This is a genomic window from Streptomyces sp. NPDC043861, assembly GCF_056435905.1.
Map to the genome: position 1 here is coordinate 366,947 of NZ_JBWKDP010000003.1, position 25,118 is coordinate 392,064.

At 70.4% G+C, this 25,118-nt stretch carries 23 protein-coding genes; 11 read left to right on the plus strand and 12 right to left on the minus strand.

Annotated elements, in window-relative coordinates:
- Window positions 1-2,376, plus strand: a 2,376-nt coding sequence (locus tag AC068D_RS09320) for a Pls/PosA family non-ribosomal peptide synthetase (protein ID WP_478822345.1), incomplete at its 5' end; no start/stop codon positions are given.
- 29 nt (window positions 2,377-2,405) lie between these two features.
- On the opposite strand, the gene AC068D_RS09325 is transcribed toward AC068D_RS09320, so the two are convergent.
- The 3 genes from AC068D_RS09325 to AC068D_RS09335 all read right to left on the minus strand — a co-directional run bounded on the left by AC068D_RS09325 (window position 2,406) and on the right by AC068D_RS09335 (window position 5,475).
- Window positions 2,406-3,383: an SDR family oxidoreductase gene (locus AC068D_RS09325; RefSeq protein WP_478822346.1), complete on the minus strand. Its 978-nt coding sequence runs from the start codon at window positions 3,381-3,383 to the stop codon at window positions 2,406-2,408.
- A gap of 251 nt (window positions 3,384-3,634) precedes the next feature.
- A complete protein-coding gene (locus AC068D_RS09330; RefSeq protein ID WP_478822347.1) occupies window positions 3,635-4,750 on the minus strand; it encodes a sensor histidine kinase in 1,116 nt (371 codons plus the stop codon).
- Window positions 4,747-5,475 (minus strand): response regulator, encoded by a 729-nt coding sequence (locus AC068D_RS09335; protein ID WP_478822348.1) that lies wholly within the window; start codon window positions 5,473-5,475, stop codon window positions 4,747-4,749. The genes AC068D_RS09330 and AC068D_RS09335 overlap by 4 nt, the downstream gene beginning before the upstream one ends.
- A 374-nt stretch (window positions 5,476-5,849) precedes the next feature.
- Here AC068D_RS09335 and AC068D_RS09340 point away from each other — a divergent pair, with 374 nt between their 5' ends.
- Window positions 5,850-6,731, plus strand: coding sequence for an alpha/beta fold hydrolase (locus AC068D_RS09340; RefSeq protein ID WP_478822349.1), 882 nt, complete (start codon window positions 5,850-5,852; stop codon window positions 6,729-6,731).
- A 235-nt stretch (window positions 6,732-6,966) separates the two neighbouring features.
- Here AC068D_RS09340 and AC068D_RS09345 read toward each other — a convergent pair whose 3' ends face one another.
- A complete protein-coding gene (locus tag AC068D_RS09345; RefSeq protein WP_478822350.1) occupies window positions 6,967-7,626 on the minus strand; it encodes a response regulator transcription factor in 660 nt (219 codons plus the stop codon).
- A complete protein-coding gene (locus AC068D_RS09350; protein ID WP_478822351.1) occupies window positions 7,599-8,888 on the minus strand; it encodes a sensor histidine kinase in 1,290 nt (429 codons plus the stop codon). Before AC068D_RS09350 ends, AC068D_RS09345 begins: the two co-directional genes overlap by 28 nt.
- 295 nt (window positions 8,889-9,183) lie before the next feature.
- Between AC068D_RS09350 and AC068D_RS09355 the strand changes: the two genes are divergently transcribed.
- From AC068D_RS09355 to AC068D_RS09370, 4 genes are all read left to right on the plus strand, one after another.
- The gene (locus tag AC068D_RS09355) at window positions 9,184-9,921 is read left to right on the plus strand and encodes an ABC transporter ATP-binding protein (protein WP_478822352.1); all 738 of its coding nucleotides are present in this window, start codon (window positions 9,184-9,186) and stop codon (window positions 9,919-9,921) included.
- Window positions 9,915-12,368 carry an FtsX-like permease family protein gene (locus AC068D_RS09360; protein ID WP_478822353.1) on the plus strand — a complete coding sequence of 818 codons (2,454 nt, stop codon included), beginning with the start codon at window positions 9,915-9,917 and terminating at the stop codon, window positions 12,366-12,368. Before AC068D_RS09355 ends, AC068D_RS09360 begins: the two co-directional genes overlap by 7 nt.
- A gap of 328 nt (window positions 12,369-12,696) precedes the next feature.
- The gene (locus tag AC068D_RS09365; protein ID WP_478822609.1) at window positions 12,697-14,385 is read left to right on the plus strand and encodes a sensor histidine kinase; all 1,689 of its coding nucleotides are present in this window, start codon (window positions 12,697-12,699) and stop codon (window positions 14,383-14,385) included.
- Window positions 14,386-14,410: 25 nt separating this feature from the next.
- Complete coding sequence (locus AC068D_RS09370; protein WP_478822354.1) at window positions 14,411-15,085, plus strand: response regulator transcription factor; 675 nt, start codon at window positions 14,411-14,413, stop codon at window positions 15,083-15,085.
- Between the two features lie 202 nt (window positions 15,086-15,287).
- Here the strand turns inward: AC068D_RS09370 and AC068D_RS09375 are convergent, their stop codons facing one another.
- A complete protein-coding gene (locus tag AC068D_RS09375; protein ID WP_478822610.1) occupies window positions 15,288-15,902 on the minus strand; it encodes an FMN-dependent NADH-azoreductase in 615 nt (204 codons plus the stop codon).
- Window positions 15,903-16,019: 117 nt separating this feature from the next.
- On the opposite strand from AC068D_RS09375, the gene AC068D_RS09380 reads away from it, so the two are divergent.
- The 4 genes from AC068D_RS09380 (at window position 16,020) to AC068D_RS09395 (ending at window position 19,378) form a co-directional block, all read left to right on the plus strand.
- A complete protein-coding gene (locus tag AC068D_RS09380; RefSeq protein ID WP_478822355.1) occupies window positions 16,020-16,397 on the plus strand; it encodes a winged helix-turn-helix transcriptional regulator in 378 nt (125 codons plus the stop codon).
- Between the two features lie 62 nt (window positions 16,398-16,459).
- Window positions 16,460-17,905, plus strand: a complete 1,446-nt coding sequence (locus tag AC068D_RS09385; RefSeq protein WP_478822356.1) for a DUF2252 domain-containing protein — start codon at window positions 16,460-16,462, stop codon at window positions 17,903-17,905.
- Window positions 17,906-17,960: 55 nt separating this feature from the next.
- Window positions 17,961-18,956 carry a J domain-containing protein gene (locus AC068D_RS09390; RefSeq protein ID WP_478822357.1) on the plus strand — a complete coding sequence of 332 codons (996 nt, stop codon included), beginning with the start codon at window positions 17,961-17,963 and terminating at the stop codon, window positions 18,954-18,956.
- Between the two features lie 77 nt (window positions 18,957-19,033).
- Window positions 19,034-19,378 carry a rhodanese-like domain-containing protein gene (locus tag AC068D_RS09395; RefSeq protein ID WP_478822358.1) on the plus strand — a complete coding sequence of 115 codons (345 nt, stop codon included), beginning with the start codon at window positions 19,034-19,036 and terminating at the stop codon, window positions 19,376-19,378.
- A 38-nt stretch (window positions 19,379-19,416) separates the two neighbouring features.
- On the opposite strand, the gene AC068D_RS09400 is transcribed toward AC068D_RS09395, so the two are convergent.
- The 6 genes from AC068D_RS09400 to paaA all read right to left on the minus strand — a co-directional run bounded on the left by AC068D_RS09400 (window position 19,417) and on the right by paaA (window position 24,218).
- Window positions 19,417-20,550: an acyl-CoA dehydrogenase family protein gene (locus AC068D_RS09400; protein WP_478822359.1), complete on the minus strand. Its 1,134-nt coding sequence runs from the start codon at window positions 20,548-20,550 to the stop codon at window positions 19,417-19,419.
- 125 nt (window positions 20,551-20,675) lie between these two features.
- Entirely contained in the window at window positions 20,676-21,728 is a 1,053-nt protein-coding gene (locus AC068D_RS09405; protein WP_478822360.1) for a 2Fe-2S iron-sulfur cluster-binding protein, read from the minus strand.
- On the minus strand, window positions 21,729-22,223 hold the full coding sequence (gene paaD / locus AC068D_RS09410) for a 1,2-phenylacetyl-CoA epoxidase subunit PaaD (RefSeq protein ID WP_478822361.1): 495 nt from the start codon (window positions 22,221-22,223) through the stop codon (window positions 21,729-21,731).
- A complete protein-coding gene (gene paaC, locus AC068D_RS09415; RefSeq protein WP_478822362.1) occupies window positions 22,217-22,918 on the minus strand; it encodes a 1,2-phenylacetyl-CoA epoxidase subunit PaaC in 702 nt (233 codons plus the stop codon). The genes paaD and paaC overlap by 7 nt, the downstream gene beginning before the upstream one ends.
- Window positions 22,915-23,205 carry a 1,2-phenylacetyl-CoA epoxidase subunit PaaB gene (gene paaB / locus AC068D_RS09420; RefSeq protein WP_478822363.1) on the minus strand — a complete coding sequence of 97 codons (291 nt, stop codon included), beginning with the start codon at window positions 23,203-23,205 and terminating at the stop codon, window positions 22,915-22,917. The genes paaC and paaB overlap by 4 nt, the downstream gene beginning before the upstream one ends.
- Window positions 23,202-24,218, minus strand: coding sequence for a 1,2-phenylacetyl-CoA epoxidase subunit PaaA (gene paaA, locus AC068D_RS09425; RefSeq protein ID WP_478822364.1), 1,017 nt, complete (start codon window positions 24,216-24,218; stop codon window positions 23,202-23,204). The genes paaB and paaA overlap by 4 nt, the downstream gene beginning before the upstream one ends.
- A gap of 122 nt (window positions 24,219-24,340) precedes the next feature.
- Here paaA and AC068D_RS09430 point away from each other — a divergent pair, with 122 nt between their 5' ends.
- A complete protein-coding gene (locus AC068D_RS09430) occupies window positions 24,341-25,084 on the plus strand; it encodes a DUF5819 family protein (protein WP_478822365.1) in 744 nt (247 codons plus the stop codon).
- The last annotated feature ends 34 nt before the right edge of the window (window positions 25,085-25,118 follow it).

Consider the following 25,118-nt stretch of genomic DNA (forward strand, 5'->3'; position numbering starts at 1 on the left):
GCCCAGTTCTGTGCGCGGGTGCGCAAGCGGGACGATCTGCCGACGGTGTCGATGAAGGACATCTACCGGCACCCCACGGTCCGGGGTCTGGCCGCCGCGTTCACGGAGGCTCCCGACCTCGACCGGTCCCCGGCCTCCTCGCACGCGCCGTCACCGACCTCCCGGCCGGCCCCGGGGCGCGGCGATGCCCCATCCGGCACATCGGGCGCACCGCAGGCCGGTCCATGGCGGTACACGCTGTGCGGGACGGCCCAGATGCTGATCTTCCTCGTCCTTTCCTCCCTCGGCGCCACGATTGCCGTCTTCGGTTACGAGTGGACCGTGGAAGGCTCGGGGACGGCCGGCGTCTACCTGCGGGCGGTGTTGTTCAGTACGGCGCTCTTCTTCGGCGTCTGCGCGCTGCCCGTCGCGGCCAAGTGGATCCTCATCGGCCGTTTCACCCCGGGCAGGTTCCGCCTCTGGAGTTTCGCCTACCTGCGCTTCTGGTGCGTGAAGGCCCTCATCCGTACCAGCCCGGTGCGTCTGTTCACCGGTTCACCGCTGTACGTGCTGTACCTCAGAGCCCTCGGCGCACACATCGGAAAGGGCGTCACCATCCTTTCCCGCACCGCCCCCGTCTGCACGGACCTCCTCACCATCGGTGACGGCACGGTCGTCCGCAAGGACGTACTGCTGTCCTGCTACCGGGCGCACGACGGCTGGATCGAGACGGGCCCCGTCACCCTTGGTGCTGATGTGACCGTCAGCGAACAGGCAGTCGTCGACATCGGGACGTCGATGGGCGACGACACCCAGCTGGGCCACGCCTCCTCCCTGCACACCGGGCAGGCGGTGCCGGCCGGAGAGGCCTGGCACGGCACGCCGGCGCAGCCGACGACGACCGACTTCCGGGCCGTCGAACCCGCGGCGTGCGGCCCCCTTCGCAGGGCCTCCTACAGCCTGTTGCAGATGCTCGCCGTGCTGCTGGTGTACCTACCGCTGACGCTGGCGGGCGTGAGCCTCGTGTTCACCGTGGTGCCGCAGCTCAACGCGGTGTTCACCCCAGGGCCGCCGGCCTTCACCAGCCCCGGGTTCTACCTCGAGGCGCTCGTCGCTTCCCTCGTGGCCTTCTTCGGCGGCATAGTCGTGGGCCTGCTGGTGGTGAGCACGGTGCCACGGCTGCTCAGCCTGGCGATCGAACCGGGCAGGACCTACCCGCTGTACGGCTTCCACCACGGCGTCCAGCGGGCGATCACGCGGCTGACCAACATCAGGTTCTTCACCACGCTCTTCGGGGACAGCTCCGCGATCGTGCACTACCTGCGGTGCCTCGGATACGACCTGTGCCACATCGAGCAGACCGGGTCGAACTTCGGCACGCTGGTCAAGCACGACACCCCTTACCTCAGCACGGTCGGCAGCGGGACGATGGTCGCCGACGGGCTGTCGATCATCAACGCCGACTTCTCCAGCTCGTCCTTCCGCTGCACCCCGACCTCGATCGGGCCTAGCAACTTCCTCGGCAACCGCATCGCCTACCCTTCACGCGGCCGTACCGGCGACAACTGCCTGCTCGCGACCAAGGTCATGGTGCCCATCGACGGGCCGGTCCGTGAAGGCGTGGGACTACTGGGATCGCCCAGTTTCGAGATCCCGCGCACGGTGCTGCGCGACACCCGGTTCGACCACCTGGCCCACGGTGACGAGCTGCGCCGCCGCCTTGCCGCCAAGAACAGGCACAACGCGTTCACCGCGGGCCTGCACCTGCTGGTGCGATGGTTCCACTTCTTCGTACTCGCCCTCATCACCATGGGTGCCGTCGAGCTCAGTCAGAGAATTGGGGCGCCGGCCTTCGCGCTGGCCGGTCTGCTCACCCTGGTGTTCACCGTCGTGTACTTCGCGCTGGTCGAACGGACCGTCACCCGAATCCGCCCGGTGAAGCCGCTGTACTGCTCGATCTACCAGCCTGACTTCTGGGGGCACGAACGCTTCTGGAAGCTGACGTCGCACCAGTACATGCAGGCCTTCAACGGCACCCCGTTCAAGACCATGGTCTGGCGGCTGCTGGGCGTCAGGATCGGCCGCCGGGTCTTCGACGACGGTTGCACGATCACCGAGCGGACCCTCGTCAGCATCGGGGACGGCTGCACCCTCAACGCCGGCACCGTCATCCAGTGCCACTCGCAGGAGGACGGCGCCTTCAAGTCCGACCGCGCCACGATCGGTGCGGGCGTGACCCTCGGCGTGAACGCGTTCATCCACTACGGCACCACCGTCGGCGATCAGGCACAACTCGCCGCGGACACCTTCCTGATGAAGGGTGAGGAAGTTCCACCCCATGCACGGTGGGGCGGCAACCCGGCCCGTGAGGACACCGCAGTGGCCCGCGCTCTGTGAGCTTCCAGCGGTCGGCGGGCCGACAGGGCTCACCGCTGGTCGTCGCGGTCCGCGTCGGATCCGGGCCCGGGGTTCTCATCGGTGGACCGCCAGACGTCGGGCCGAGAGCCGTCGATGTCGGTGAACCCGTATTCACGCGCGAGTTGGGCGGAGCTGACCGACGCCTGATTCCATCTGCCCCGTTCTTCGTCCGATGCCAGCGCGACGACAGCGCGCCCGACATGGCGTGGCGACTCCGACTGTGCGAAGCCCGGTGGTGCGGTGGGGTGGGTGCCGACGGCGGTCGGGTCCAGGGCGTCGCGCCAGTTCTCCTCGGAGACACCGAAATTGTCGAGCATCATCTCCGAGCGCAGCCATCCGGGCGTCATGGCCACTGCGGTGGCTCCGTACGCCTTCAGCTCATGTCCCTGGGAGAAGGCCAGCCGGTTCACGGCGCACTTGGCCAGGTCGTAGAAGACCGAGATCCGATACCGCGATGCGTTGTACTCGGTGGTTCCGTCGGTCACCTCCACGAGCAGACCGCCCGGCTCGGCGATGAGGAGGGGGAGCAGGTGGTGGGACGTGATGAGGTGACTGTCGATCGCGAGCCGCAGGATACGCAGCCCGTCGTCCAGGTCGTGTTCCCAGATCGGCGTGTTCCACCGGTCGGGGCCGCCCTTGAGCAGCTCGCCGCCCCAGATGTCGTTCACGAGTACGTCGATACGGCCGTGGTCGTGACGAACCCGCTCGGCCAGTGCCCGCACCTGGTCGGGCTCAAGATGGTCCACGGCCACCGCGACACCGGTGCCACCGAGCGCCGTGACCAGGTCGGCAGTCTCCTCGATCGTCTCGGGACGGCCGGCGTAGTCGGACCGGATGGGCCTCTTCCGGCTGCTGCGGCCCGTACAGATGACCGTCGCGCCGGCTTCTCCCAGCGCCGAGGCGATTCCTCGCCCGGCTCCTCGAGTCGCTCCGGCGACCACCGCCACACGACCGCGCAACGCTTCTGGATCCGGTGACCAGTCCACGGCCCGACTCTACGGTTGCGCACGCCTTCGTTTGCGGATCGGACGCCGTGGAATTCCCCCGTGCCCCGACCGCGCGGGGCTGCCGGACGGCACGGTCGTGACCGCGCGCCTGTCCCGAGTGCCCGGCGGCCAAGGCGTTCAGGAGTGAGGCTCCGCGTTCGACGACCTCCCGGCCGACGGCGCAGTCCTTCCCCGTGGCGTGCATCCGGCCGGACTCCGGCGCCGCCTCGGTGTCAGACCGCGGCCCCTGGTCAGGCCACTCCCTCGGCCGGGAACTCCAGCCGGAGTTCGTAGCCGCCGTCCGCGGTCGGACCGGAGGTCACCGTCCCACCGAGGAGCGCGGCGCGCTGGCGCAGGCCGACCAGTCCGTAGTGCGCACTCGGCAGGGGGAGAGCGGGCCGGGTCGGCGCGGTATTGGTGACCGTGAGACGGATGGCACCGTTCTCGCGCCGGACGCGAACCGTCGCTGTGGCGCCGGGGGCGTGTTTGCGTACGTTGGTCAGCGCTTCCTGGACGGTGCGGTAGACGGCGCGCTGGACGGTCGGCGGCAGACCGTCCGGCAGATCCGTCTGCAGTTCGGCCTCGATACCGCTGCCGTCGACCAGCCGCTGGAGGTCGGCCAGGGACGGCTGCGGGGTCAGCTCGGTGGGGCGGCCTCCGGAGGCGCGCAGCACGCTCACCATGTACCGCAGTTCGTCCAGGGTCTGCACGCTCAGCCGCCGGATCGTGGCTGCGGCTTCCTTGACCTCGGCGTCCCGCGTGCCGACCTGGAGCGCTCCGGCCCGTACCGCGATCAGGCTCACCTGGTGGGAGACCACGTCGTGCATCTCCCTCGCGAGCTGTGCGCGCTCCTTGGCCAGCACCGTCTGTGCGGTGAGCAGCCGCTCGTGGTCCCGTGCCTCGGAGATCTCGGTGAGCCGCAGCGACAGATCACGCCGGGTCTGCACGAGCTGGCCGAGGAAGACGGGAGCGGCCGCCGTCGCCGCGCTGTAGCCGAGAGTGACGAAGGTCGTGGGGTCCGACAGATCGAAGTTGGGCGACGGCCATGAAGTCATGTCGCTGATCGTGAACGCAAGGGCGCAGACGACCAGCAGGCCGCGACGGCGGCTGAGGGAAGCGAGCGTGTACAGCGCGACCAGCGCGGCGAAGATCGCGTCGGAGAGGAGGACGGCCGGCAAGGTGAGCACGAACGTGGGCAGGGGCAGGCGGCGCCGCAGCACCAGAGAGAGGGCGGCGATCAGGGCGAAGACCAGGCGCATCGGCTCGTCGGTGCCGACATGGAACCAGCCGTCGAGCAGCGAGGCGCCGACGAGGGCGCCGTCCAGCAGCAGCGGCAGGCGGTTGGCCGGCAGACGGTGGGTGATCATCCCCCCTCCCGGTGACGTGGTTCCTCCTGGTCACATGGTTCCTGACGGGGCGGCTCCCGGTGACGCGGTTCCTGGCTGCGCGGCGTTCTGAGCAGACCGGCCCGTTCGGCGAGCAGGGCGGCCTGAACACGGCTGCCCACCCCCAGTTTGGTGAGGATCGCGCTGACATGATCCTTGACCGTGCCGGTGCCGAGGTGCATCCGCGCGGCGATGTCGCTGTTGGACAGGCCCTCGGCGACGAGGACGAGTACGGCGCGTTCGCGGGCGGTCAGCCGCTCCAGAACATGGGCCGCCGGTACCTGTGATCCGGCCTCGAGATAGCCGTCCACAACCGCTCGGGTGACCTTGGACGACAGTACGGTGCCGCCGTCGGCCAGGGTGCGGACCAGGAACGGCAGGCCCTCGGGGTCGGTGTCCTTGAGGAGAAATCCGGCGGCACCCGAGCGCAGTGCCGTTGCCACGTACTCGTCCATGTCGAATGTTGTGAGCATGGCCACCACCGGGGGGTGCGGGAGCCTGCGGAGGCCGGCGAGGACGGTGAGTCCGTCCACGTCCGGCATCCGGATGTCCAGCAGCACGACGTCCGGACGTACCTCCTGTGCCGTCCTGATCGCCTGGCCACCGGGAACCGCTGCAACGACCTCGATGTCGTCGGCCGCGTCGAGGATGTGCTGGAAGCCCGTACGGATCAGGGCCTCGTCGTCGACCACCAATACCCGGATCACGTGTGCTCCAATCGCTGCCGGACCACTGTCCGATTCGTACCATGCCGGGCGGATCCCCGCCGGTGCCCGCAGCTGTGCGGCCGGGCGGCGGGGACACCACCAGCCGGTCGGCGGGGCGGTTCCGGACATCTGCCGGATGGTCGCCGTGCGATGCAGCTCCGACGCTGGTGACCATGGCGCTCGATCCATCGGGGGCGCAGTCCGGGGCGGTACCCCGGGCAGGGACGGACCGCTCCTTCTCGTGCTCACCGCCGGCCGGACGACCGTCGGTATCGCTCTCGCCCCGCGGCGTCGTCGGTCTTCGGTGCCGGAACCGGGCTGCCGCGAACACTTCCGGAAGCGTCCCGCCCGGAACAGGGACTGGAGGATGACGCATGGACACGTTCAGCTACCACGGCAGTGACGGGTGTCCCCTGCACGCCACCACGCTCGGGAGGGGGCCGGCCCTGATCCTCCTGCACGGCGGGGGGCGGGACCACCACAGTCTGGTGCCCCTGGCCCGCCGCCTCGCCGAGAGCTACACCGTTGTCCTGCCGGACATCCGCGGTTACGGCCGCTCGGTGTGCACGGACCCGGCCCGGCACACCTGGGCCCAGTACGCGGACGACGTCGGGGCACTGCTGAGGCATCTGGGACTCCACAGGGCGGCCCTGGGCGGTACGGGCATGGGCGGCACCATCACTCTCCGCATGGCCGCGACCCAGCCCGAACGCATCCTGGCCGGAGTCGTCATCAGCGCCGAGGAAGTCGAGGACTGCACTGCCATGGAACCCGAGGGAACCGGGGCGGTCCGGGAGGGCGAAACGGCGATGACGGACCGCTTTGCCGCCCGCGTGCTCCACGAGGGCATCGACGCCGCCTGGAAGTCCGTCCTGCCCGGTCTCGCTCCGGTGATGGGAAATCTGGTCCGAGAGGCCATCCCCCGCTCGGATCCCGCCAGCATTGCCGCGGCGTGCGCCATCGGCCGCGATCGCGCATTCACCAGCGTCGCCGACCTTGCCGCCATCCCGGTTCCCACCTTGATCATTCCCGGCAGCGGCCACCGCCGTCCTCCGGCCCTGGCCGAGGAGATCGCCCGCACCCTCCCGCATGGTCACCTCGCCGACGTCAGCCTCTCCGCCGATCTGTGCACCGCCGACGACCTGGCGCAGCGGATGGCACCGGCCATGTGGGCGTTCCTCACCACCCACCTGACCATCCACCCGACCACGCTCGGGGACCGGTCCGGCCACGGGTGGTGCCGCGTAGCCGCGTAGCCGCGCAGTGCGTGGCCGCGAGTCCGTGCTGTGCACCTGTGCGGGTGGGCCGCGCGGGCCGGAGGGGCGCGCAGGCACGGGAGTGGGAAGCGCGCATGTCAGCGAGCCGGGGGTGAGCCGCACCCGTACGGCCGAGGCACACCCGCGAAGGCCCGCCTTCGGTACGTGATCAGTGCCGAGTCCGGGTGCGATCAGCGCCGCGGCGCCGCGGAATCACGGAGTCATGCCCGCAGACTCATGCCCGCAGAAAGGCGAGTACGGCCAGGACCCTGCGATGGGTCTCCTCCGCGGGAGGCAGATCCAGCTTGGTGAGGATGCTGCTGATGTGCTTGCCGACGGCCGCCTCTGAGACCACCAGAGCACGGGCGATGGCACCGTTCGACTTGCCCTGCGCGATCTCGGCCAGCACCTCCCGCTCGCGCGGCGTGAGCCGTTCCAGTGGGTCACGGCGGCGGCGGAGCAACTGGCGCACCACCTCGGGGTCGACGACGGTCCCGCCGTCGGCGATCTCGAGCAGTGCGTCCATGAAGTCCTCGATCTGCCCGACCCGGTCCTTCAGCAGATAGCCGACGCCCGAACCGTCGCCCGAGTCCAGCAGTTCGGAGGCGTAGGCCCGCTGCACATACTGGCTGAGGACGAGGACGGGGAGTGCGGGCCGCTTCTCGCGCAGTTGCACCGCCGCGTGCAGCCCCTCGTCCTGGAACCCGGGGGGCATGCGCACATCGGTCACCACGATGTCGGGCGCATGCTCGTCGACCGCGGCGATCAGCGACTCCGCGTCACCGACGGCTGCGACCACTTCGTGGCCGCAGCGGGTGAGGAGGCCGATGAGTCCTTCCCGCAGCAGCACACTGTCCTCGGCCAGGACTACGCGGAGCGGTCGATCCACTCGCAAGGAAACTCCACACGCAACAGGGTCGGGCCGCCCGGCGGACTGGACAGGGCAAGTCTGCCATCCAGAACCGACACGCGGTCCGCGAGTCCGGTGAGCCCGCTGCCCTTCCCGGGGTCGGCGCCGCCCCGGCCGTCGTCGCTCACTTCCAGGAAAAGCCGCCCGTCGCGGTGTTCGCCGCTCACCTCGGCGCGGCCGGCCCCGCTGTGCTTGGCGACGTTGGCCAGTGCCTCGCAGACCGCGAAGTAGGCGGCGGTCTCGACGGCCTGGGGCAGTCGTCCCGGCAGTTTCAGATCGACGTCCACGGGGACCGGGGAGCGGTCGGCGGCATCGGCGACCGCTGCTTCCAGCCCGTAGTCCGCGAGGACCTTGGGATGGATGCCCCGGATGAGTTCACGCAACTCCGCGAGTGCCTTGCCCGCTTCCTCACCCGCCTTGGCGAGCTGATCGGCGAGGGGCCCGGGCGGCGCGTCCAGCCGGGCCAGGCCGAGTGTCATCGTCAGTGCCACCAGCCGCTGTTGTGCTCCGTCGTGCAGATCGCGCTCGATACGCCGCCGCTCCGCCTCGAATGCGTCCATCAACCGGACCCGGGAGCGCGTGAGTTCCCTGAGCCTTGCGCCCAGATCGTCCTCGTGCGAGGCGATGAGGAGTCGGGTCAGTCCCGCGCGGGCACCCGCCGCCACGCCCAGCGCGTAGGCACCGATCCCCAGGAGAACGAGCCCGATCACGGCAACACCGAAGGCCGTTGGCCATGTGGTGACCGTCCACTGCTTGAGCACCTTGGCCTCATGACCGTCGCCGACCGTGGCCATCAGCAGGGGCGTGGCGGCCACGGACAGCGGCAGGAACACGGCGACTGTGAGGGCGGCGATGTCGACCGGCCACAGCAGACCCGCGAGCAGCAGCGCGTACCCGAGCTCCCGCCAGGTCGCCTGTTCCCGCATACGCGTCGTCAGCCAGCTCCGCAGGCCCGGCTCGGCGGGCGCCCGGTGCAGGTCGGGCGCCGGGTGCAGGTCGACCAGGCGCAGTCGACACCGCTCCACCCAGGCCACCGGGATTCCGGCGAACGCCGTGAGGACGAGCACAGGGACACCCACCAGGACGATGAGGAGGACCCCGCCGGCCGCCGCCATGGCCACGATCGCCACCAGGGCGACGATGCCGGTCAACGCGCCGCTGACCAGGTATCCGGCCGCGCGCCAAGGCCACGACGACAGCAGGAAGCCAGGGGTGGCCATGGCCTGCCACACAGTCCGAGGGTGCATGGGCCCACCGTAGGAGGCCCGCCCGCGCCCGGGCCATCGGTCCAGGGGGAGGAAGGGAGGTAGGCCTGGCCCTACCCCGACTCTCGGTTCTGCCGCACTGCGCCGAGGTCCTGTCGCGCGGTTTCGTGAAGTCACCGCCGGGCGCAGCCACGGACACCGGCCGACCGGGCACCCAGGGACGGCCACGGACACCGGCCACATGGCGCGGCCACGGACACGGCCCGGCGGTGTGGGCCATTGAACGAGCCGGAGCGCCATGCCAATGGGGACAGGGACACCGAATGGATGGGGACAGATGAACAGCGACGCGATCCAGTTGCACACCGTCAGCAGGCGGTACGGGGCGGGCGGCGGCGCCGTCACCGCCCTCGACGAGGTCTCCCTCTCCTTCCCGAAGGGGACGTTCACCGCAGTGATGGGCCCCTCCGGCTCCGGCAAGTCGACGCTGCTCCAGTGCGCGGCGGGGCTGGACCGGCCCACGTCGGGCTCGGTCACCATGGGCGGGACCGACCTGACCGGGCTGAGCGAGCACAAGCTCACCCTGTGGCGCCGCGAGCGCATCGGTTTTGTCTTCCAGGCGTTCAACCTGCTGCCGTCACTGACCGCCGAGCAGAACGTGGCGCTGCCCCTTCGGCTCGCCGGCCGCCGCCCCGCGAGAGCCCAGGTCCGTGAGGTGCTCCGGCAGGTCGGGCTCGGTGACCGGGCCCGGCACCGGCCGACGGAGATGTCCGGCGGCCAGCAGCAGCGGGTCGCCCTGGCCCGCGCCCTGATCACCCGCCCCGAGGTCCTCTTCGGCGACGAGCCGACCGGCGCCCTCGACTCGGAGACCGGCCGCGAGGTGCTCAATCTGCTGCGCGGGATGGTCGACCGCGAGGGACAGACGATCATCATGGTCACGCACGATCCGGTGGCCGCCTCCTACGCCGACCGCGTGGTCTTCCTCGTCGACGGACGGGTCAACGGCGAGTTGGCCGGAGGCTCCGCCGAGGGCATCGCCGCACGCATGACCCGGCTGGAGGCCGCCCCGTGCTGAGCACCGCCCTGAGCACCCTGCGCGTCCGCTGGGTCACCTTCGTCGGCAGTTTCGTCGCCCTCTCGCTGGGAGTGGCGCTGATGGCCGTCATGGGTCTGGCGCTGGCGTCCTCGACGGACGCGCCCGAGCGCAGGCCCGAGCGGTTCGCCGCGGCCCCGGTCGTGGTCACGGGGGCGAGCACCCTGCGGGTGCACACGCCGATCGGCGACCGGGTGCAGAAACTCGCGCACCCGCGTGCCGTGCCCGCCGGCCTCGTCACGAGGCTGAAGGAGCTCGGTACCGTCGTCGAGGACCGCTCGTTCGCCGTAAGGGCCCGGGGCGGTCCCGGAGATCTGGTGGGCCACCCCTGGTCCACGGCCGCCTTCGCCCCGTACCGCACCGAGGCGGGACGGGCACCCCGCGCGGCCGACGAGGTCGTCGTCAGCGGCGACTGGGCGGAGCCGGGCGCCCGGGTACGAACCGACCGTGGCACCGTGCGGGTCGTCGGCACAGTCGCCGGCCTCGGCTTCGAGAACGCCGTCTTCTACAGCGACCGGCGCGCCGCCCAACTGTCGCCGGCAAGCACCCAGCTCGTGGTGGACGCCGATCCCGAGGCCGTGCGCGAGGCGGTGCGTGGCAGCGACGCCGTCACGGTCCTCACCGGTGACGCGCGCCGGTTTGCCGACGCCGATCCCGACAGGGACGGCGAAGCCCTCACCGCCATGAACGCGATGTTCGGCACGGCCGGGGGCGTCACAGGGTTCGTCTCGGTGTTCGTCGTGGCGTCCACCTTCGCGTTCGCCGTCGCCCAGCGGCGCCGGGAGTTCGGCCTGTTGCGCACCGCGGGGGCGACCCCGGGGCAGATCCGCCGCATGGTTCTCGCCGAGGCCCTGGCGGTCGGCGTGCTCGCCTCGGCCACCGGCTGCGTGCTCGGGGCGTACGGAGCGCCGCGGCTGGCCGAATGGGTCGTCGACGGTGGCCTCGCGCCCCGCTGGTTCACCATCGGTGACCACACCTGGCCGTACCCCATGGCCTTCTGGACGGGTCTGCTCGTCGCGCTGTGCGGGGCGGTGGCCGCCTCCTGGCGGGCCGGACGGACCGGACCGACGGAGGCGCTGCGCGAGGCGGCGGTGGACAGCCACGCGATGACGCGGGGCCGCCGGCTGTGCGGAACGGCCCTGCTGCTGACCGCCGCAACGACTCTGTGCCTGGCCCTGGTGAGCGACCCGGGTGACCTGCTCCAGCGCAAGACCTATGTGAGCCGGCCGATGCTGTTGATCACCGGGGTTGCGCTGCTCGCGCCGGTGCTGGTGCGCCCGCTCGCCCGACTGATCGCCTGGCTGCCGGCCCAGCTCCCGGGCGCCACCGGCATGCTCGTGCGGGAGAGCGCCTCCGCCGGTGTCCGGCGCACTGCCTCCGTCGCGGCGCCCGTGCTGGTCACGGTCGCGCTGGCAGGCTCGCTCCTCGGAGCCACCGCGACGCTGAACGAGGCGAAAACCGCCGAGCTCCGCGAACGGACGGCCGCCGACTTCGTGGTCACTCCGGCGGGCGACGCCTTCGACCGGACGACGCTGCAAAGGCTGCGCACGGTGTCCGGCGTCAAGGTGTCCGAGACCGCGTCGAGCGCCGTCTACGTCCTGGAGGAAGGCGTCGCGCTCATCAAGTCCGAGGCCCGCACCGCCGACCCCGCCCTGCTCGCCGCCACCACCCGGCTGCCGCTCGCCGCGGGGAGGGTGAGCGACCTCGACGATGAATCGATCATCGTCAACGAGGAGTGGGAGCGGCACACCGTGGGCCGGCGCGTGGATGTGTGGCTTGGTGACGGCACCAGGAAGTCGCTGCGGATCGCCGCGGTGATGGCCACCGGCACCGGCGACAACGGCGTCTATGTCACCCCTGGCAACGCCCCGGGCGCGTCCGCGGACCGCGTCGACGTCCGCCTCGTGGACGGAGCCGACGCTGCCGTGGCGGGTGCCGCACTGCGCGATGCCGTGCGCGCCTCCGGCGGGCATGTCTTCACCCAGGACCAGTGGGTGCGGGCGAGTCGCCCCGAGAACAACCGGACCACCAGGCTCGGCTTCCTCCTGGTCCTTGGCATCGCCCTCCTGTACACGGGCATCTCCGTCGCCGGCACCATGGTCATGGCGACCGCCGACCGGGGCCGCGACCTGGCCGTGCTGCGCCTGGCCGGGGCCACCAGGAGGCAGGTGCTGCGCCTGGTCGGTGGCGAGGCCCTGATGGTGGTCGGGGTCGGCGGAGTGCTGGGTCTCCTGGTCGCAGGGCTCAACCTGCTGGGCATGTGGAGCGCGTTGGGGCTGCTTTCCGTGCGGACCTCGATCGAGGTCCCATGGACGGCGCTCGGCATGGTCGTGGCCGCCTGCATGGTCCTGGCCGTGGTCTCGGCCGTGGCCCCGGCGGGGCTCTCGCTGCGGGGCCGGGCCATGTTTCCGGCAGGCGTACGGGAGTGACGCGACGGTCGGCCGCCGTGCCCGGACGACGCGGCGGCCGGCCGTGCCCGGAGGCCCGGCAGCCCCGTTGTTCTCCTCGTCGCGCGTCTCCGCCTGTTCGTCCTCGCGCGTCACCAGCTGATTGCGTCGGGAACTCGCGCACACGGAGCACCGGCAGAGAAGCGCTCGACGAGGAGCGGCCGCGACCTTGGTCGCTCCGCGGTACGACGAAAGTGGGCCGCGGGCGGCTCCGGCCGCTGATTAGGGTGCTGACGTGGATGCGTCATCGAACATACGCACCGGGGCCGAGACAGGCACCGGGGCCAGGAGCCGGACCGTTCGTGCCGGGATACGGGCCGGCCTGCGGTGGCTGGCCCCACCGGAGCTGTGGCCGCGGCGCCGAATCGCGGGTGAGGTCGTCGTCGCGCTCGTCCTTGGCCTGATGGTTGCCGGGGTGGCCGAGTTGACGGGCTCGACGGAGCGAGTCGTCGCCAGTCAGGCGGCGGGGGCCGTGGTCCTGTCGCTGATGAGGCGGAGACTGCCCGCGAGTGTGCTGGTGGTGACCTCCGGGCTCACTCCCGTCGCCGGCGGGTTCTTCCCGCTGTTGATGCTGGTCGGCTGGTCGGCCGGCCGGCGGATCCCGGGCGCAGGACGGGCACTTGCGGCGTTCACCGGGGCCTATGTGCTCTACATCGGCATCACGCTCACCGACGCTGCGGCCCGGGACGGCGCTCTGACCGTTCTGCTGTTCACCACGTTGTTCTTCCTGGCGACAACGGTCGTGCCGGGCCTGGCCAGCCGGTACTGGACTCAGCGCCGGACCCTGCTGCATACGCTCCAGGACCGCAATGTCCAACTGCTGCGCGAGCGCGAGATGGTGGCGGGCCAGGCGCGGCTGCGTGAGCGGCAGCGGATCGCCCAGGACATGCACGACAGTCTTGGACATCAGCTGGCGCTCATCGCCGTGCACACGGGTGCCCTGGAGGTGGACCGCGAGCTGACCGACCGGCAGCGGGAAGCCGTCGGGGTGCTGAGGGAGGCATCGGTGACCGCGATGCATGAGCTGCGCGAGGTCGTCGGCATCCTCAGGGACGGAGTGGAGGCGCCTGCGCCTGCCGTGGACGAATCCGGTCGGGCCGCACGGGGCACGGCTGGCATCGCGGGTCTGGTCGACGCCGCCAGGGCTGCGGGGCCGGGCTATGTGGTGGAGCTGCGATGTGTGGGAGAGGGCAGGCCGCTCGCGGCGGCCGCGGACCACGCGGCGTACCGCATCGCTCAGGAGGCACTGACCAATGCCTTCAAGCATGCGCCGGGCGCGCCGATCGTCGTGGAACTGCGCTACGAGCCGGACTCGTTCGTGGTGGAAGTCGTCAACGGGGCAGCGCCGGGTGCCGCCGGGGAGGTCGTCAGTGGTGGTCAGGGGCTGACCGGTCTGCATGAGCGCGCCCGACTGGTGGGCGGGATGGTGCACGCGGGGCCCGTCGCGGGCGGCGGCTTCCGTGTGGCCGGCGTGCTTCCCTACGGCATCGTCGAGGCCGCACCCGCCCCCGCGCCGTTCGTCGATACCGCGGACGACTTCCGACAGCAGTCGCCGTGGGTCCCCGTCGGAAACGGTGTTCCGGTCATGGACTGGACGGTTTCGGAAAGGGAGTTGGCGATGGGTGGCAGGAACAGGACCAACGGTGTGGCGCTGGGGTGCGGAATCGCTGTGGCCGCCGTGGTGCTGCTGGTTGTGGTGGGTCTTTTCGGGCTGGTCTTCCTGCTGGGTTCGGTCAACAAAGGGATGATCAACCCCGACGAATACGATGCCGTCAAGGTCGGGATGGCGGAGAAGGACGTACGCGATCAGCTGCCGGACGGCGACACCTTCGCGACGGCCGGTCTGTCGGGGACGGGACCGAAGGCGCCGGAGGGTTCGTCGTGCCTGGTGCTGCTGTCCTCCGAGACCGGAGACAGCTGGGACAGCGAACCGGTGTTCCGGTTCTGCTTCAAGGACGGCAAGCTGGTCGAGAAGAAGTCGTACGACGCGAGCCGGTAGCGAACGCGGTAGCAAAGCAGGGGGAATGTCTGTGACCGGGTCTTCGGGGGCGCCGATCAGGGTCGTGATCGCCGACGACGAGCCGCTGATCCGCGCCGGGATCCGGATGATCCTCACCTCGGACCCGCAGATCGAAGTCGTGGCCGAGGGCACGAACGGCCGAGAGGCCGTCGACCTTGCCCGGTCGCACAGCGCGGACGTGGTTCTGCTCGACATACAGATGCCGGTCATGGACGGCCTCTCCGCGCTCGCAGAGCTGCGCAGAGTGGTACCGAAAGCCAGGGTCATCGTTCTCACGACCTTCGGTGAGCGTGAGAACGTCCTGCGGGCGCTGGAGCACGGTGGTGCCGGGTTCCTGCTCAAGGACACCGCCCCCGCCGAGCTGATCCGCGCGGTGCGGGCCGCGGTCGCCGGTGACGCCTATCTCTCGCCGGGAGCCACGCGGCATGTGGTGGACCAATTGGCCTCGGGACGGGTGGCGGCGCGCAGTGCACAGGCGCGGGCTCGGGTGGCGGCGCTGAGCGGGCGGGAGCGAGAGGTGCTTGCCCTGTTGGGAGAAGGGCTCTCCAACGCGGATGCCGGGCGCAGACTGCACATGAGCGAGGCCACGGTGAAGACCTATGTGAGCCGGATCCTGGCCAAGCTGGAGTGCGACAACCGAGTGCAGGCGGCACTGCTGGCGCGCGACGCGGGGCTGTAGGACGTCGCGGTTGGTGACGTTTCACGTGAAACGTCGACCTGACAGCCGGGACGCGCAGGACGACCGGGACAGCCGGGACAGCCGGGACGCGCAGGACGACTGGGACGACCAGGGCGTCGGCCCGTCGGCACCCGGCCCGGCGTGCGGGCCTGGCCCCGGCTGAACGTCGTCAGGCGGGGCCCAGGACGTCGTCGGACCGTCGTCAGGCCGCGAGGCGCGCAGCCAGATCCTTCGCCTTCTGCGCCGCCTGCTCGAATGCCTTGGCGCGGGAAGCCTCGGCGAGCGGGGCGAGTTCGGCCATCTCGGGCTTCACCGGTGCCAGGGTCAGCTCGGGGACGATGAAGTCGACCTCCGCGCCGAGCATCCCGGTGAACACCTTCTCCAGGTAGGTCTGGACGAATTCGAAACTCTCGCGCGGGGTTCCGGGGGCGTACGAGCCGCCGCGGCTGGCGACCACGGTGATCGGGGTGCCCGCCACGGGGCCGTCCGGGCGGGCCGCGTTGTGGCCGACGATGATCACCTGGTCCAGCCATGCCTTCAGCGTGGACGGGATCGTGAAGTTGTACATGGGGGCACCGATCAGTACGGCGTCCGCCTCGGCGAGTTCGGCGGCGAGCTCGGCGCGGAGTGCGTCGTCAGCGCCTGCAGCGGCGGCCGCGGAGTCCAGATGGGGCAGCGGGTTGGCGGCCAGGTCGCGGTAGACGACCTTGCCCTCGGGGTGCTCCTCCAGCCAGGACTTCACAAAGGTGGCCGTGACCTCGCGCGAGGTGGAGCCCTGCGGGAAGACGGCGGAATCGATGTGCAGCAGCGTGGCCATGACGTTCTCCAGATGCAGTGAAGGGTGAGCTCGGTTCATTAGTTCCGTGCGTAACTATGAATAACACAGTCGCTTACTTTTTTTCACCTCCTCACGAGAGACCAGTACCCTGGAGGCATGGCGGATCACAGTGAGCAGACGTGCAGGCAGGTCGACGGGGCGATCACCCGCGTCTTCGGGCTGCTCGGCAAACGCTGGACCGGCATGATCGTGTCCGTGCTGCTGCAGCGGCCGGTGCACTTCGCCGAGCTGCGACGGGCGATTCCCGGCATCAGCGAGCGCATGCTGTCGGACCGGCTGACCGAGCTGGGCGCGGCGGGGCTGATCGTGCGCGAGGTCGATGAGGGGCCGCCGCTGCGCGTCGCATACCGGCTCACGGAGGCCGGTGCGGCGCTCGAGCCCGCGCTCAAGGAGCTTGGCCGCTGGGCAGAGGCGTATCTGCCGGGTGTGCGGGGGAGCGGTCTGGGTTGTCCACAGGGGGAGACGCCCGCCTGACGCGGCGGTACCGTCGTCTCCTGTGTTTGATGTTGCACGACGTCGGGGGAGGCGGTCCCGCCATGGGTGAGGTCGAAGCGATGGTGCCGGTGCAGCGGCCGGCTTCCGGGGGCGAGCGGGTGCCGGAGGTGCCCGGGTTCGCGCCGCGCCGGACGTCACGAAACGTTCCCGACTCCCCGAAGCAGGCCGGCAAGGCGCTGCGGACCGAGGTGCCGCGCTCGTCGCACGACACCCTGGTCATGACGGCGGGACGGCCGGATGCCGTGCAGGCGGTCGAGGAGTCCAGCCGCGGCCGGGTGCCCGAGCTCGCACCGATCCGGGTGGGCCGGATGGCCGCGACCCCCTTCGCGTTTCTGCGGGGTGCGGCGGGCCTGATGGCCCATGACCTGGCCGCCACGCCCGTCACCGGTGTCGCGGCCCAGATCTGCGGCGATGCCCATGCGGCGAACTTCGGGCTGTACGGCGACGCCCGCGGAAGCCTGGTCATCGATCTGAACGACTTCGACGAGACCGTCATCGGTCCCTGGGAGTGGGACCTCAAGCGGCTCGCCGCATCGATCGTGCTCGCCGGCCGGGAGGCCGGTGCCGATGAGGACACATGCCGCAAGGCCGCCTTCGACGTGGCGGGGGCCTACCGCCGGACCATGCGCCTGCTGGCCAGGCTTCCGGTGGTCGACGCGTGGAACGCGATTGCGGACGAGGAGCTCGTCTCGCACACGGACGCCCGGGACCTGCTCGGCACGCTGGAGCGCGTCTCGGAGAAGGCCCGGAGCAACACCAGCGCGCGGTTCGCCGCCAAAGCGACGGAACCCGGGCCGGACGGCGCGCGCCGCTTCGTGGACGCGCCGCCCGTGCTGCGCCAGGTCCCGGACCCGGAGGCACATGCCGTCGCCGCGGCGCTCGGCGAGTATCTGGAGACGGTCTCCGAGGACAGGCTGCCGCTGCTCGCGCGATACGCCATTCACGATGTCGCGTTCCGCGTCGTCGGCACCGGAAGCGTGGGGACCAGGTCCTATGTGGTGCTGCTGCTCGACCACCGTGGCGAGCCGCTGGTGCTCCAGGTGAAGGAGGCACGGCCCTCCGCCCTGCTGCCGCACCTGGGGGCCGCGGGCTTCGATGCGCCCGAGCCGATGCACGAGGGCCGCCGGGTGGTGCTGGGCCAGAAGCGTATGCAGGTGGTCAGCGACATCCTCCTCGGCTGGACGACCGTGCAGGGCAGGCCCTTCCAGGTGCGGCAGTTCAGAAACCGCAAGGGGAGTGTGGACCCGGCGGCGCTCGCGGCCGACCAGATAGACGACTACGCCCGGATGACAGGCGCCCTCCTCGCGAGGGCCCATGCACACAGCGTCGATCCCCGGCTGGTTGCGGGGTACTGCGGAAAGAACGAGGAACTCGACGAGGCCGTGGCCGGCTTCGCGGTGCTGTACGCGGATCGCACCGAGGCCGACCACGCCGGGCTTGTGGCGGCGGTGCGGAGCGGGCGGCTCGCCGCCGAGCTGGGTGTGTGACAGGACGGAGGCCCGGCGAGCCCGGGCGGCCCGTGCTCTGCCATACGCTGGGCGGGTGACCGAGGACCCTCCCGGGGCGCCGACGACCCGGACCGACGACGAGCAGGACGACGACTGCGTGGACAAGCAGAGCAGCGTGGACGAGCAGCGCGTACCGGGTGACAAGGGCGCGTCCGGCGCTCAGGAAGCCCCGGACAGCCAGGAACCATCGGACAACCGGGAAGCACCGAACGGCCAGGAGACACCGGACGGGCAGGGCTCGGGCGCGGCAGGCGGTGAGCGGCCCGAGGCGCGGCTGGAGCGGGCCGTCCGCGCCGCCGAGCAGGCGCTGATCGAGTTCGAGATCGCGGTGGAGACCTTCCGGGTCGAGGTGGAGAACTTCTCCCGGCTGCACCATCAGAGACTCGGCCCGATGTACTCCCGGCTCGACGAGCTCGACGCCCAGATCGCCGAGGCACGTGCCGCCCGCACCGGGGACCCCGAGGATCTGCGCAAGGCGCAGGAGGCCCGGGCCATGGTGATGCCCATGCCCGGGGTCGACGAGCTGTTCCACGGCTGGGTCGACTCGGACGGTCTGCCGCCCGAGGCCGCGGCCATGCTGACGGACCAGTCCGTGCAGCCGCCGAAGCGGGTGCGGCCCAGCGAGGAGGCCCGCAAGCTGTACCGGGAGCTCGCCCGCAAGGTGCACCCGGATCTGGCCCAGGAGGAGAAGGAACGGGCCCGGCGGGAGGAGTTCATCACCCGTGTGAACGCGGCCTACGGACGCGGGGACGAGGCCCTTCTGCGTGAACTGTCGCGGGAGTGGGATGCCGGGCCGGTGCCGGAGGTCCCCACGCTCAGTGAGAGCGAGGCGCTCTACGCCCGCCTGGAGTGGCTGGCCCAGCGCAAGGAGCTGCTGACGGTCATCGCCGGCGAGCTGGAGGACAGTGCGATCGGTGCGATGCTGAAGATGGCACCGGACGACCCGGACCGGCTGCTGGACGAGATCGCGGAGCAACTGCTGGCGCAGGTCGCGCAGCGCGAGACCGAGCTGGCCGAGCTGGTGCAGTAGGTTTCCAGGAACATCCGTCATGCGCGGTACACCCAAGAGCGGTACGAGCGCCTAGGCACGAGAGAAGGCCATCACCCATGAATTTCGCCACGCTGCCCTCGATCGACGCCGCGTCCGTCCCGGCCGACGGTCTGGTCCTCGACGTCCGTGAGGGCGACGAGTGGGCGGCCGGTCATGTCGAGGGGGCCCTGCACATCCCGATCGGCGACTTCGTGGCCCGCTTCGGCGAGGTCACCGAGGCCGTGTCCGAGGGCCGCCGGGCGCATGTGATGTGCAGGGTCGGCGGCCGCTCTGCCCAGGTCACCCAGTACCTGGTGCAGCAGGGCATCGACGCCGTGAACATCGACGGCGGAATGCAGGCATGGGAGGCCGCCGGGCGCCCGATGGTCACCGACGACGGCCGCCCGGCATACGTGCTGTAATCCCCCAGCCCCGGGGTGCCGGTCCCCCGGAAGGCTCCTCAGCCCAGCGGATGGGCGGCGAGCAGATCGCCCAGGGCCTCCTCATGGGCCGCCGCCGGACCGAGCGAGAGCTCGAGCTGCTTGGCCCAGGCATGGTACCGGTGGAGCGGGTAGTCGGTGTCGGCGCCGAAGCCGCCGTGCAGATGCTGCGCGGTCTGCACGATGCGGCGGACCCCTTCGGACGCCCATGTCTTCGCCACCGCGATATCGCCGGACGGCGGCAGCGCCCCACCCGCGTCGGAGGCGATCCGCCAGGCGGCCTGCCAGAGGGTCGCCTCCATCGCGCGCAGATCGATGTAGCGGTCCGCCGCCTGGACGGCCACAGCCTGGAAGGTCGCAACGGGAAATCCGAACTGCTCGCGCTTGCCCGTGTACTCACTCGACATGGACAGCACACGTTCACCCAGCCCGAGGGACAGCGCACACGTGCCGGTGGCGAGCAGCCCGCGCAGCCACTCCCAGGCCCCTTCGGTTCCGATGAGCGCGGAGCTCTCGATCCGTACGGAGTCGAGCCGGGCCTCGGCGAACAGCTCGCCATTGGTGGAGATCTGCTCGGCGAGGGCCAGACCCTCGTGGCCGTGGGGCACAAGGGCCAGCACCGCCCGCCCGTCACCGGTATGGGCAGGGACGGCGATCAGGTCGGCGCACTGGGCCCAGGGCAATCCCGTCTGGACGCCGTCGAGCACCCAGACGTCGCCGTCCCGGCGAGCGGTGACGGCAAGCTCGGCCGGGTCATGGCCCGTCCGGCCGTTGGCTCCGACGGTGATCACCAGTTCGCCGCGCCCGATCCGGGGGAGGAGACTCTCGCAGAGATCCGCGCTGCCGAAGCGCTGCAGTGCCATCGCGACGGCACTCGTCTCCAGCAAGGGCACCCGAGCGAGCACCTTCGCTGACTCGCGCAGCACCAGGCAGAGCGCGATGGCGTCCAGACCCGCCCCGCCGTACTCGGGCGCAAGCACCAGACTCAGCAGGTCCGTTTCGGCGAGCCTGGCCCACAGCGGCCGGTCGAACTCCTGGGCCACGGCGCCCGCTGAGAGCGCGGGGCTCGGCACTCCATCGGGCGTCACGCCCGAGAAAACCGCCTTCGCCGCCTCAACGGCCGCCTGCTGCTCCTCGGTGAAGGTGAAGTCCACTGCCCTGTCCTCCCGCGCACCGGCCCGTCCGTATCCGTCGGATCCCCTGGATCTGACGGGTCGTCAAGATAGAACAGGTTCTAGCGGAAGGGAATGGCGATGGCAGACCGGAAGAGCCACCGCCGTCAGCGGTCGAAGTCCAGCTCCACTTCGGGAGTCACCGGGTGCGACTGGCAGGCCAGCACATAGCCCGCTTCCGTCTCCTCCTGCTCCAGTGCGAAGTTGCGGTCCATACGGACCTCTCCCGAGACCAGGAACGCCCGGCAGGTCCCGCACACGCCGCCCTTGCAGGCATACGGTGCATCGGAACGAGCCCTCAGCACGGTCTCCAGCAGTGATTCCCCTTCCTGGACCGGCCACTTGCCCGAGCGGCCGTCGAGCGTGGCGCTGAGCGTGCTGTGGGCCGGTGCAGCGAGCGGAGCCGGGGCGGGTGCCGCGTCCACATGGAAGATCTCCTCGTGGATCCGACTCCGGTCCACGCCCAGACCACGAAGCGCCCGCTCCGCGCCCTGGACCAGACCGAACGGTCCGCAGAGGAACCAACCGTCCACTTCCGACACCGGAAGCAGCGAGGGCAGCAGCCCGGTCAGCCGCTCCTGGTCGAGGCGGCCCGAAGGCAGGCCCGACTGCTGTTCCTCCCGGGACAGTACGGTGATCAGCTGAAAACGGTCCGGGTAGCGGTCCTTGAGGTCGGCGACCTCTTCCAGGAACATCGTGGAGGCCGCCGTGCGGTCGCTCCGTATCAGACAGAACCGGGCTTCCGGCTCCCGTGCCAGCAAGGTGCTCGCGATGGACAGCACCGGGGTGATGCCGCTGCCACCGACAATGGCCGCGAAGTGTCCGGGTCGTGGCTCCAGGACGAACCTGCCCATCGGCTGCATGGCCTCGACCGTGTCCCCCGGGGCCAGCTCCTTGAGGGCGTACGTCGAGAACTCACCGCCGTCGACCAGGCGGATCCCCACGCGCAGAACGGGACCCTCGCCCGCGGCGGTGGCCGGGGTGCAGATCGAGTACGTGCGCCGGATCTCCTCGCCGTTCGCTCCCGTGCGGCGGACGGTGATGTGCTGGCCAGGCGCATGACGGAAGGCGTCGTGCAGCTCGGCGGGGACCGCGAGAGTAACGGCCACCGAGTCGTCCGTGAGCCGCTCGACATCGGTGACGCGGAGCCGATGGAACATCTACAACTCCTTGAAATGGTCGAACGGTTCGAGGCAGGACGTGCAGCGGCGCAGAGCCTTGCACGCGGTGGAGGAGAACCTGCTCAGCAGCTCCGTGTCCGTGGACCCGCAGTGCGGGCAGCGCACAGTGAGGGTGAGGGCGACCGGTCCTTCCGCTCGGCTCGGGCTCGGCGGGGCTATTCCGAACTCCTCCAGCTTGCGCCGGCCCTCCGCGCTGATGTCGTCCGTCGACCAGGCGGGGGACAGCACCCTGACGACGGACACCTCGGCCACGCCGTGCTCATGGAGCACCTGCTCGATGTCCGAGGACATTGCCTCGATGGCCGGGCAGCCGGTGTAGGTGGGGGTCAGTTCGACCTCGACCCTGCCGGGCCCGAGGATCTGGACCCCGCGGAGCACACCCAGCTCCTCCAGCGTCAGCACGGGCAGCTCCGGGTCGGGCACGGACCCGGCGAGCCTGCGCAGCTCGGCTTCCAGGAGCGTGTCGGTCACCATGACGCCCCCGGGTGGCTGCGGTGCAGATGCTGCATCTCGGCCAGCATCCGCCCGAACGACTCCGTGTGCAGCCCCTGCCGGCCTGCCCCTGCCGACCAGCCGCCGGTGTCGGCCGTATCCGGCACGACCAGCGTCGCGCGCTGCATCACGGCCGTGACCGAGGCCAGCCAGCCCGCACGCAGTGCGTCCCAGTCCACGTCCAGGCCCTCCACCGGCTGGAACATCTCGCCGGTGAAACGCCACAGCGCGTCGCAGCCCCGCTGCATCCGCTCATGGCTCTCGGCCGTGCCGTCGCCCAGCCTCAGGGTCCACTGCTCGGCATGGTCCTGGTGGTACGCGACCTCCTTGACCGCCTTTGCCGCGAGCCCCATGAATTCGCTGTCGCCGGCCGCCAGCTGTTCGAACAGCAGCCGCTGGAACGTGGAGAAGAAGAGCTGCCGGGCGATGGTGTGCGCGAAGTCGCCGTTCGGCTGCTCGACCAGCTGGAGATTGCGGAAGGCCCGCTCCTCGCGGAGGTACGCCAGCTCGTCCTCGTCGCCGACGAGGGACAGCAGGGTTCGGGCCTGTCCCAGCAAGTCGAGAGCGATATTGGCCAGCGCGACCTCTTCCTCCAGGACCGGGGCGTGTCCCGCCCACTCCCCCAGCCGATGCGAGAGCACCAGCGCGTCGTCGCCCAGGGCGAGTGCGGCGGTCACAGGTGCTTCACCCCTTCCGGGATGTCGTAGAAGGTCGGGTGACGGTAGGGCTTGTCGGCCGACGGCTCGAAGAACGGGTCCTTCTCGTCCGGCGAGGAAGCGGTGATGGCCGTGGACGGCACCACCCAGATGGAGACGCCCTCGTTGCGCCGGGTGTAGAGATCGCGGGCATTGCGCAGCGCCATCTCGGCGTCCGGGGCGTGCAGGCTGCCTGCGTGGGTGTGGGAGAGCCCGCGCCGGGAGCGTACGAACACCTCCCACAGCGGCCAGTCGGTCGAGCTGCTCATGCCGTTGCCTCCATACGCTCGTCGTCGCGCTTCCCGCCGGCAGCGGACGGGGACCCGTCCCTGGATCCGGCCGCCTTTGCGGCGTACGCCGCAGCTGCCTCGCGGACCCAGGCGCCTTCCTCATGGGCTCGGCGGCGCTGGGTGATCCGCTGTTCGTTGCAGGGGCCATTGCCCTTCAGGACCTGCCAGAACTCGTCCCAGTCGATCGCGCCGAAGTCGTGGTGACCGCGCTCCTCGTTCCAGCGGAGGTCGGGGTCCGGAAGGGTCAGGCCCAGGGTTTCCGCCTGCGGAACACAGATGTCCACGAAGCGCTGGCGCAGCTCGTCGTTCGAATGCCGCTTGATCTTCCAGGCCATGGACTGCGCCGAGTGCGCCGATGCGTCGTCCGGGGGACCGAACATCATCAGGGACGGCCACCACCAGCGGTTCACCGCGTCCTGCGCCATCTCGTGCTGGGCGGGCGTGCCCTGCGAGAGCGCCAGCAGCAGCTCGTATCCCTGGCGCTGGTGGAAGGACTCCTCCTTGCAGACCCGGACCATCGCGCGTGCGTAGGGACCGTAGGAGCAGCGGCACAGAGGCACCTGGTTCGTGATCGCGGCGCCGTCCACCAGCCAGCCGATCGCGCCGACGTCGGCCCAGGTCAGCGTCGGGTAGTTGAAAATCGACGAATACTTCTGGCGACCCGAGTGGAGCTTGTCGAGCAGCTCGTCACGACTCGTCCCGAGGGTCTCCGCCGCGCTGTACAGGTACAGACCGTGGCCCGCTTCGTCCTGCACCTTGGCCATCAGGATCGCCTTGCGGCGCAGCGAGGGTGCACGCGTGATCCAGTTCGCCTCGGGCTGCATGCCGATGATCTCGGAATGCGCGTGCTGGGCCATTTGGCGGACCAGCGAGGCGCGGTACTCGTCGGGCATCCAGTCGCGCGGCTCGATGCGCTCGTCCGCGGCCACGGCAGCGTCGAACCGCGCCTGGTGTGCCGTAGCCGCAGCTGTCCCTGCAGTCACTGCCGTCATCTTGGGCCCCTACCGACCGATCGTTCGGTTGAATGACTTCAATGGTGAGTCTGGGGCCCGTAAGGTGTCAACCCTGTGGATAACCGCGGTGGACCGAAGAGACCCATGGGGATCGGGGCGGGATGGACTCGTACGGCAACGGGAGCGCGAGGCGCGACGACGCGCCTGCGGGCGGCGGAGACGCCCAGGGCGGCATAGTGAGCCTCTCCCTCCCCTACCAAGTGGTGGCGGCTGTCGCCCTCGCGGTCATCGGGGCTCTCGCCTGTGCCCATCTGGCCATGATCTTTCTGCATGTCGCGCCGTCGAACACGGTGACCAAGCAGCACGGCGAGGCCGTCGACGGGTGGATCTACCCCGAGTTCGAGCAGAACTGGAAGCTCTTCGCCCCCAACCCGCTGCAGCAGAACATAGGCGTCCAGGCACGTGCCGAGATCGCGCATCCCGGCGGCGGCCGCACGACGGGCAAGTGGATCGATCTCTCGGCCGAGGACGGCGCAGCGATCCGCGGCAATCTCCTCCCCAGCCACGTCCACCAGAACGAACTCCGCCGCGGCTGGGACTTCTACTCCAACTCGCACACCGACGACAACCGGCCGAACGGCCTGCGCGGCCAGCTCTCCGAGCGCTATGTCCGGCGGATCGTGATGCTGCGGCTCGAGAAGTACGACCTCGGTGGCAAGGTCGAGCGGATACAGCTCCGGTCCGTCACGCGGGCCGTGAAGGCACCGATGTGGAGCAAGGAGAGGACGGACACCCGGCCGTACTACAGGGTGCTCCCCTGGTGGAAGGTGACCGCCGCGGACCTGCCCCTGGGCGCCCGGAACGACGGCGCAGGCAGCGCAGGCAGCTCGGAGGCGGGCAAGTGAACCAGGCCCTCGACGCGGCGAACCCCGACCGTGA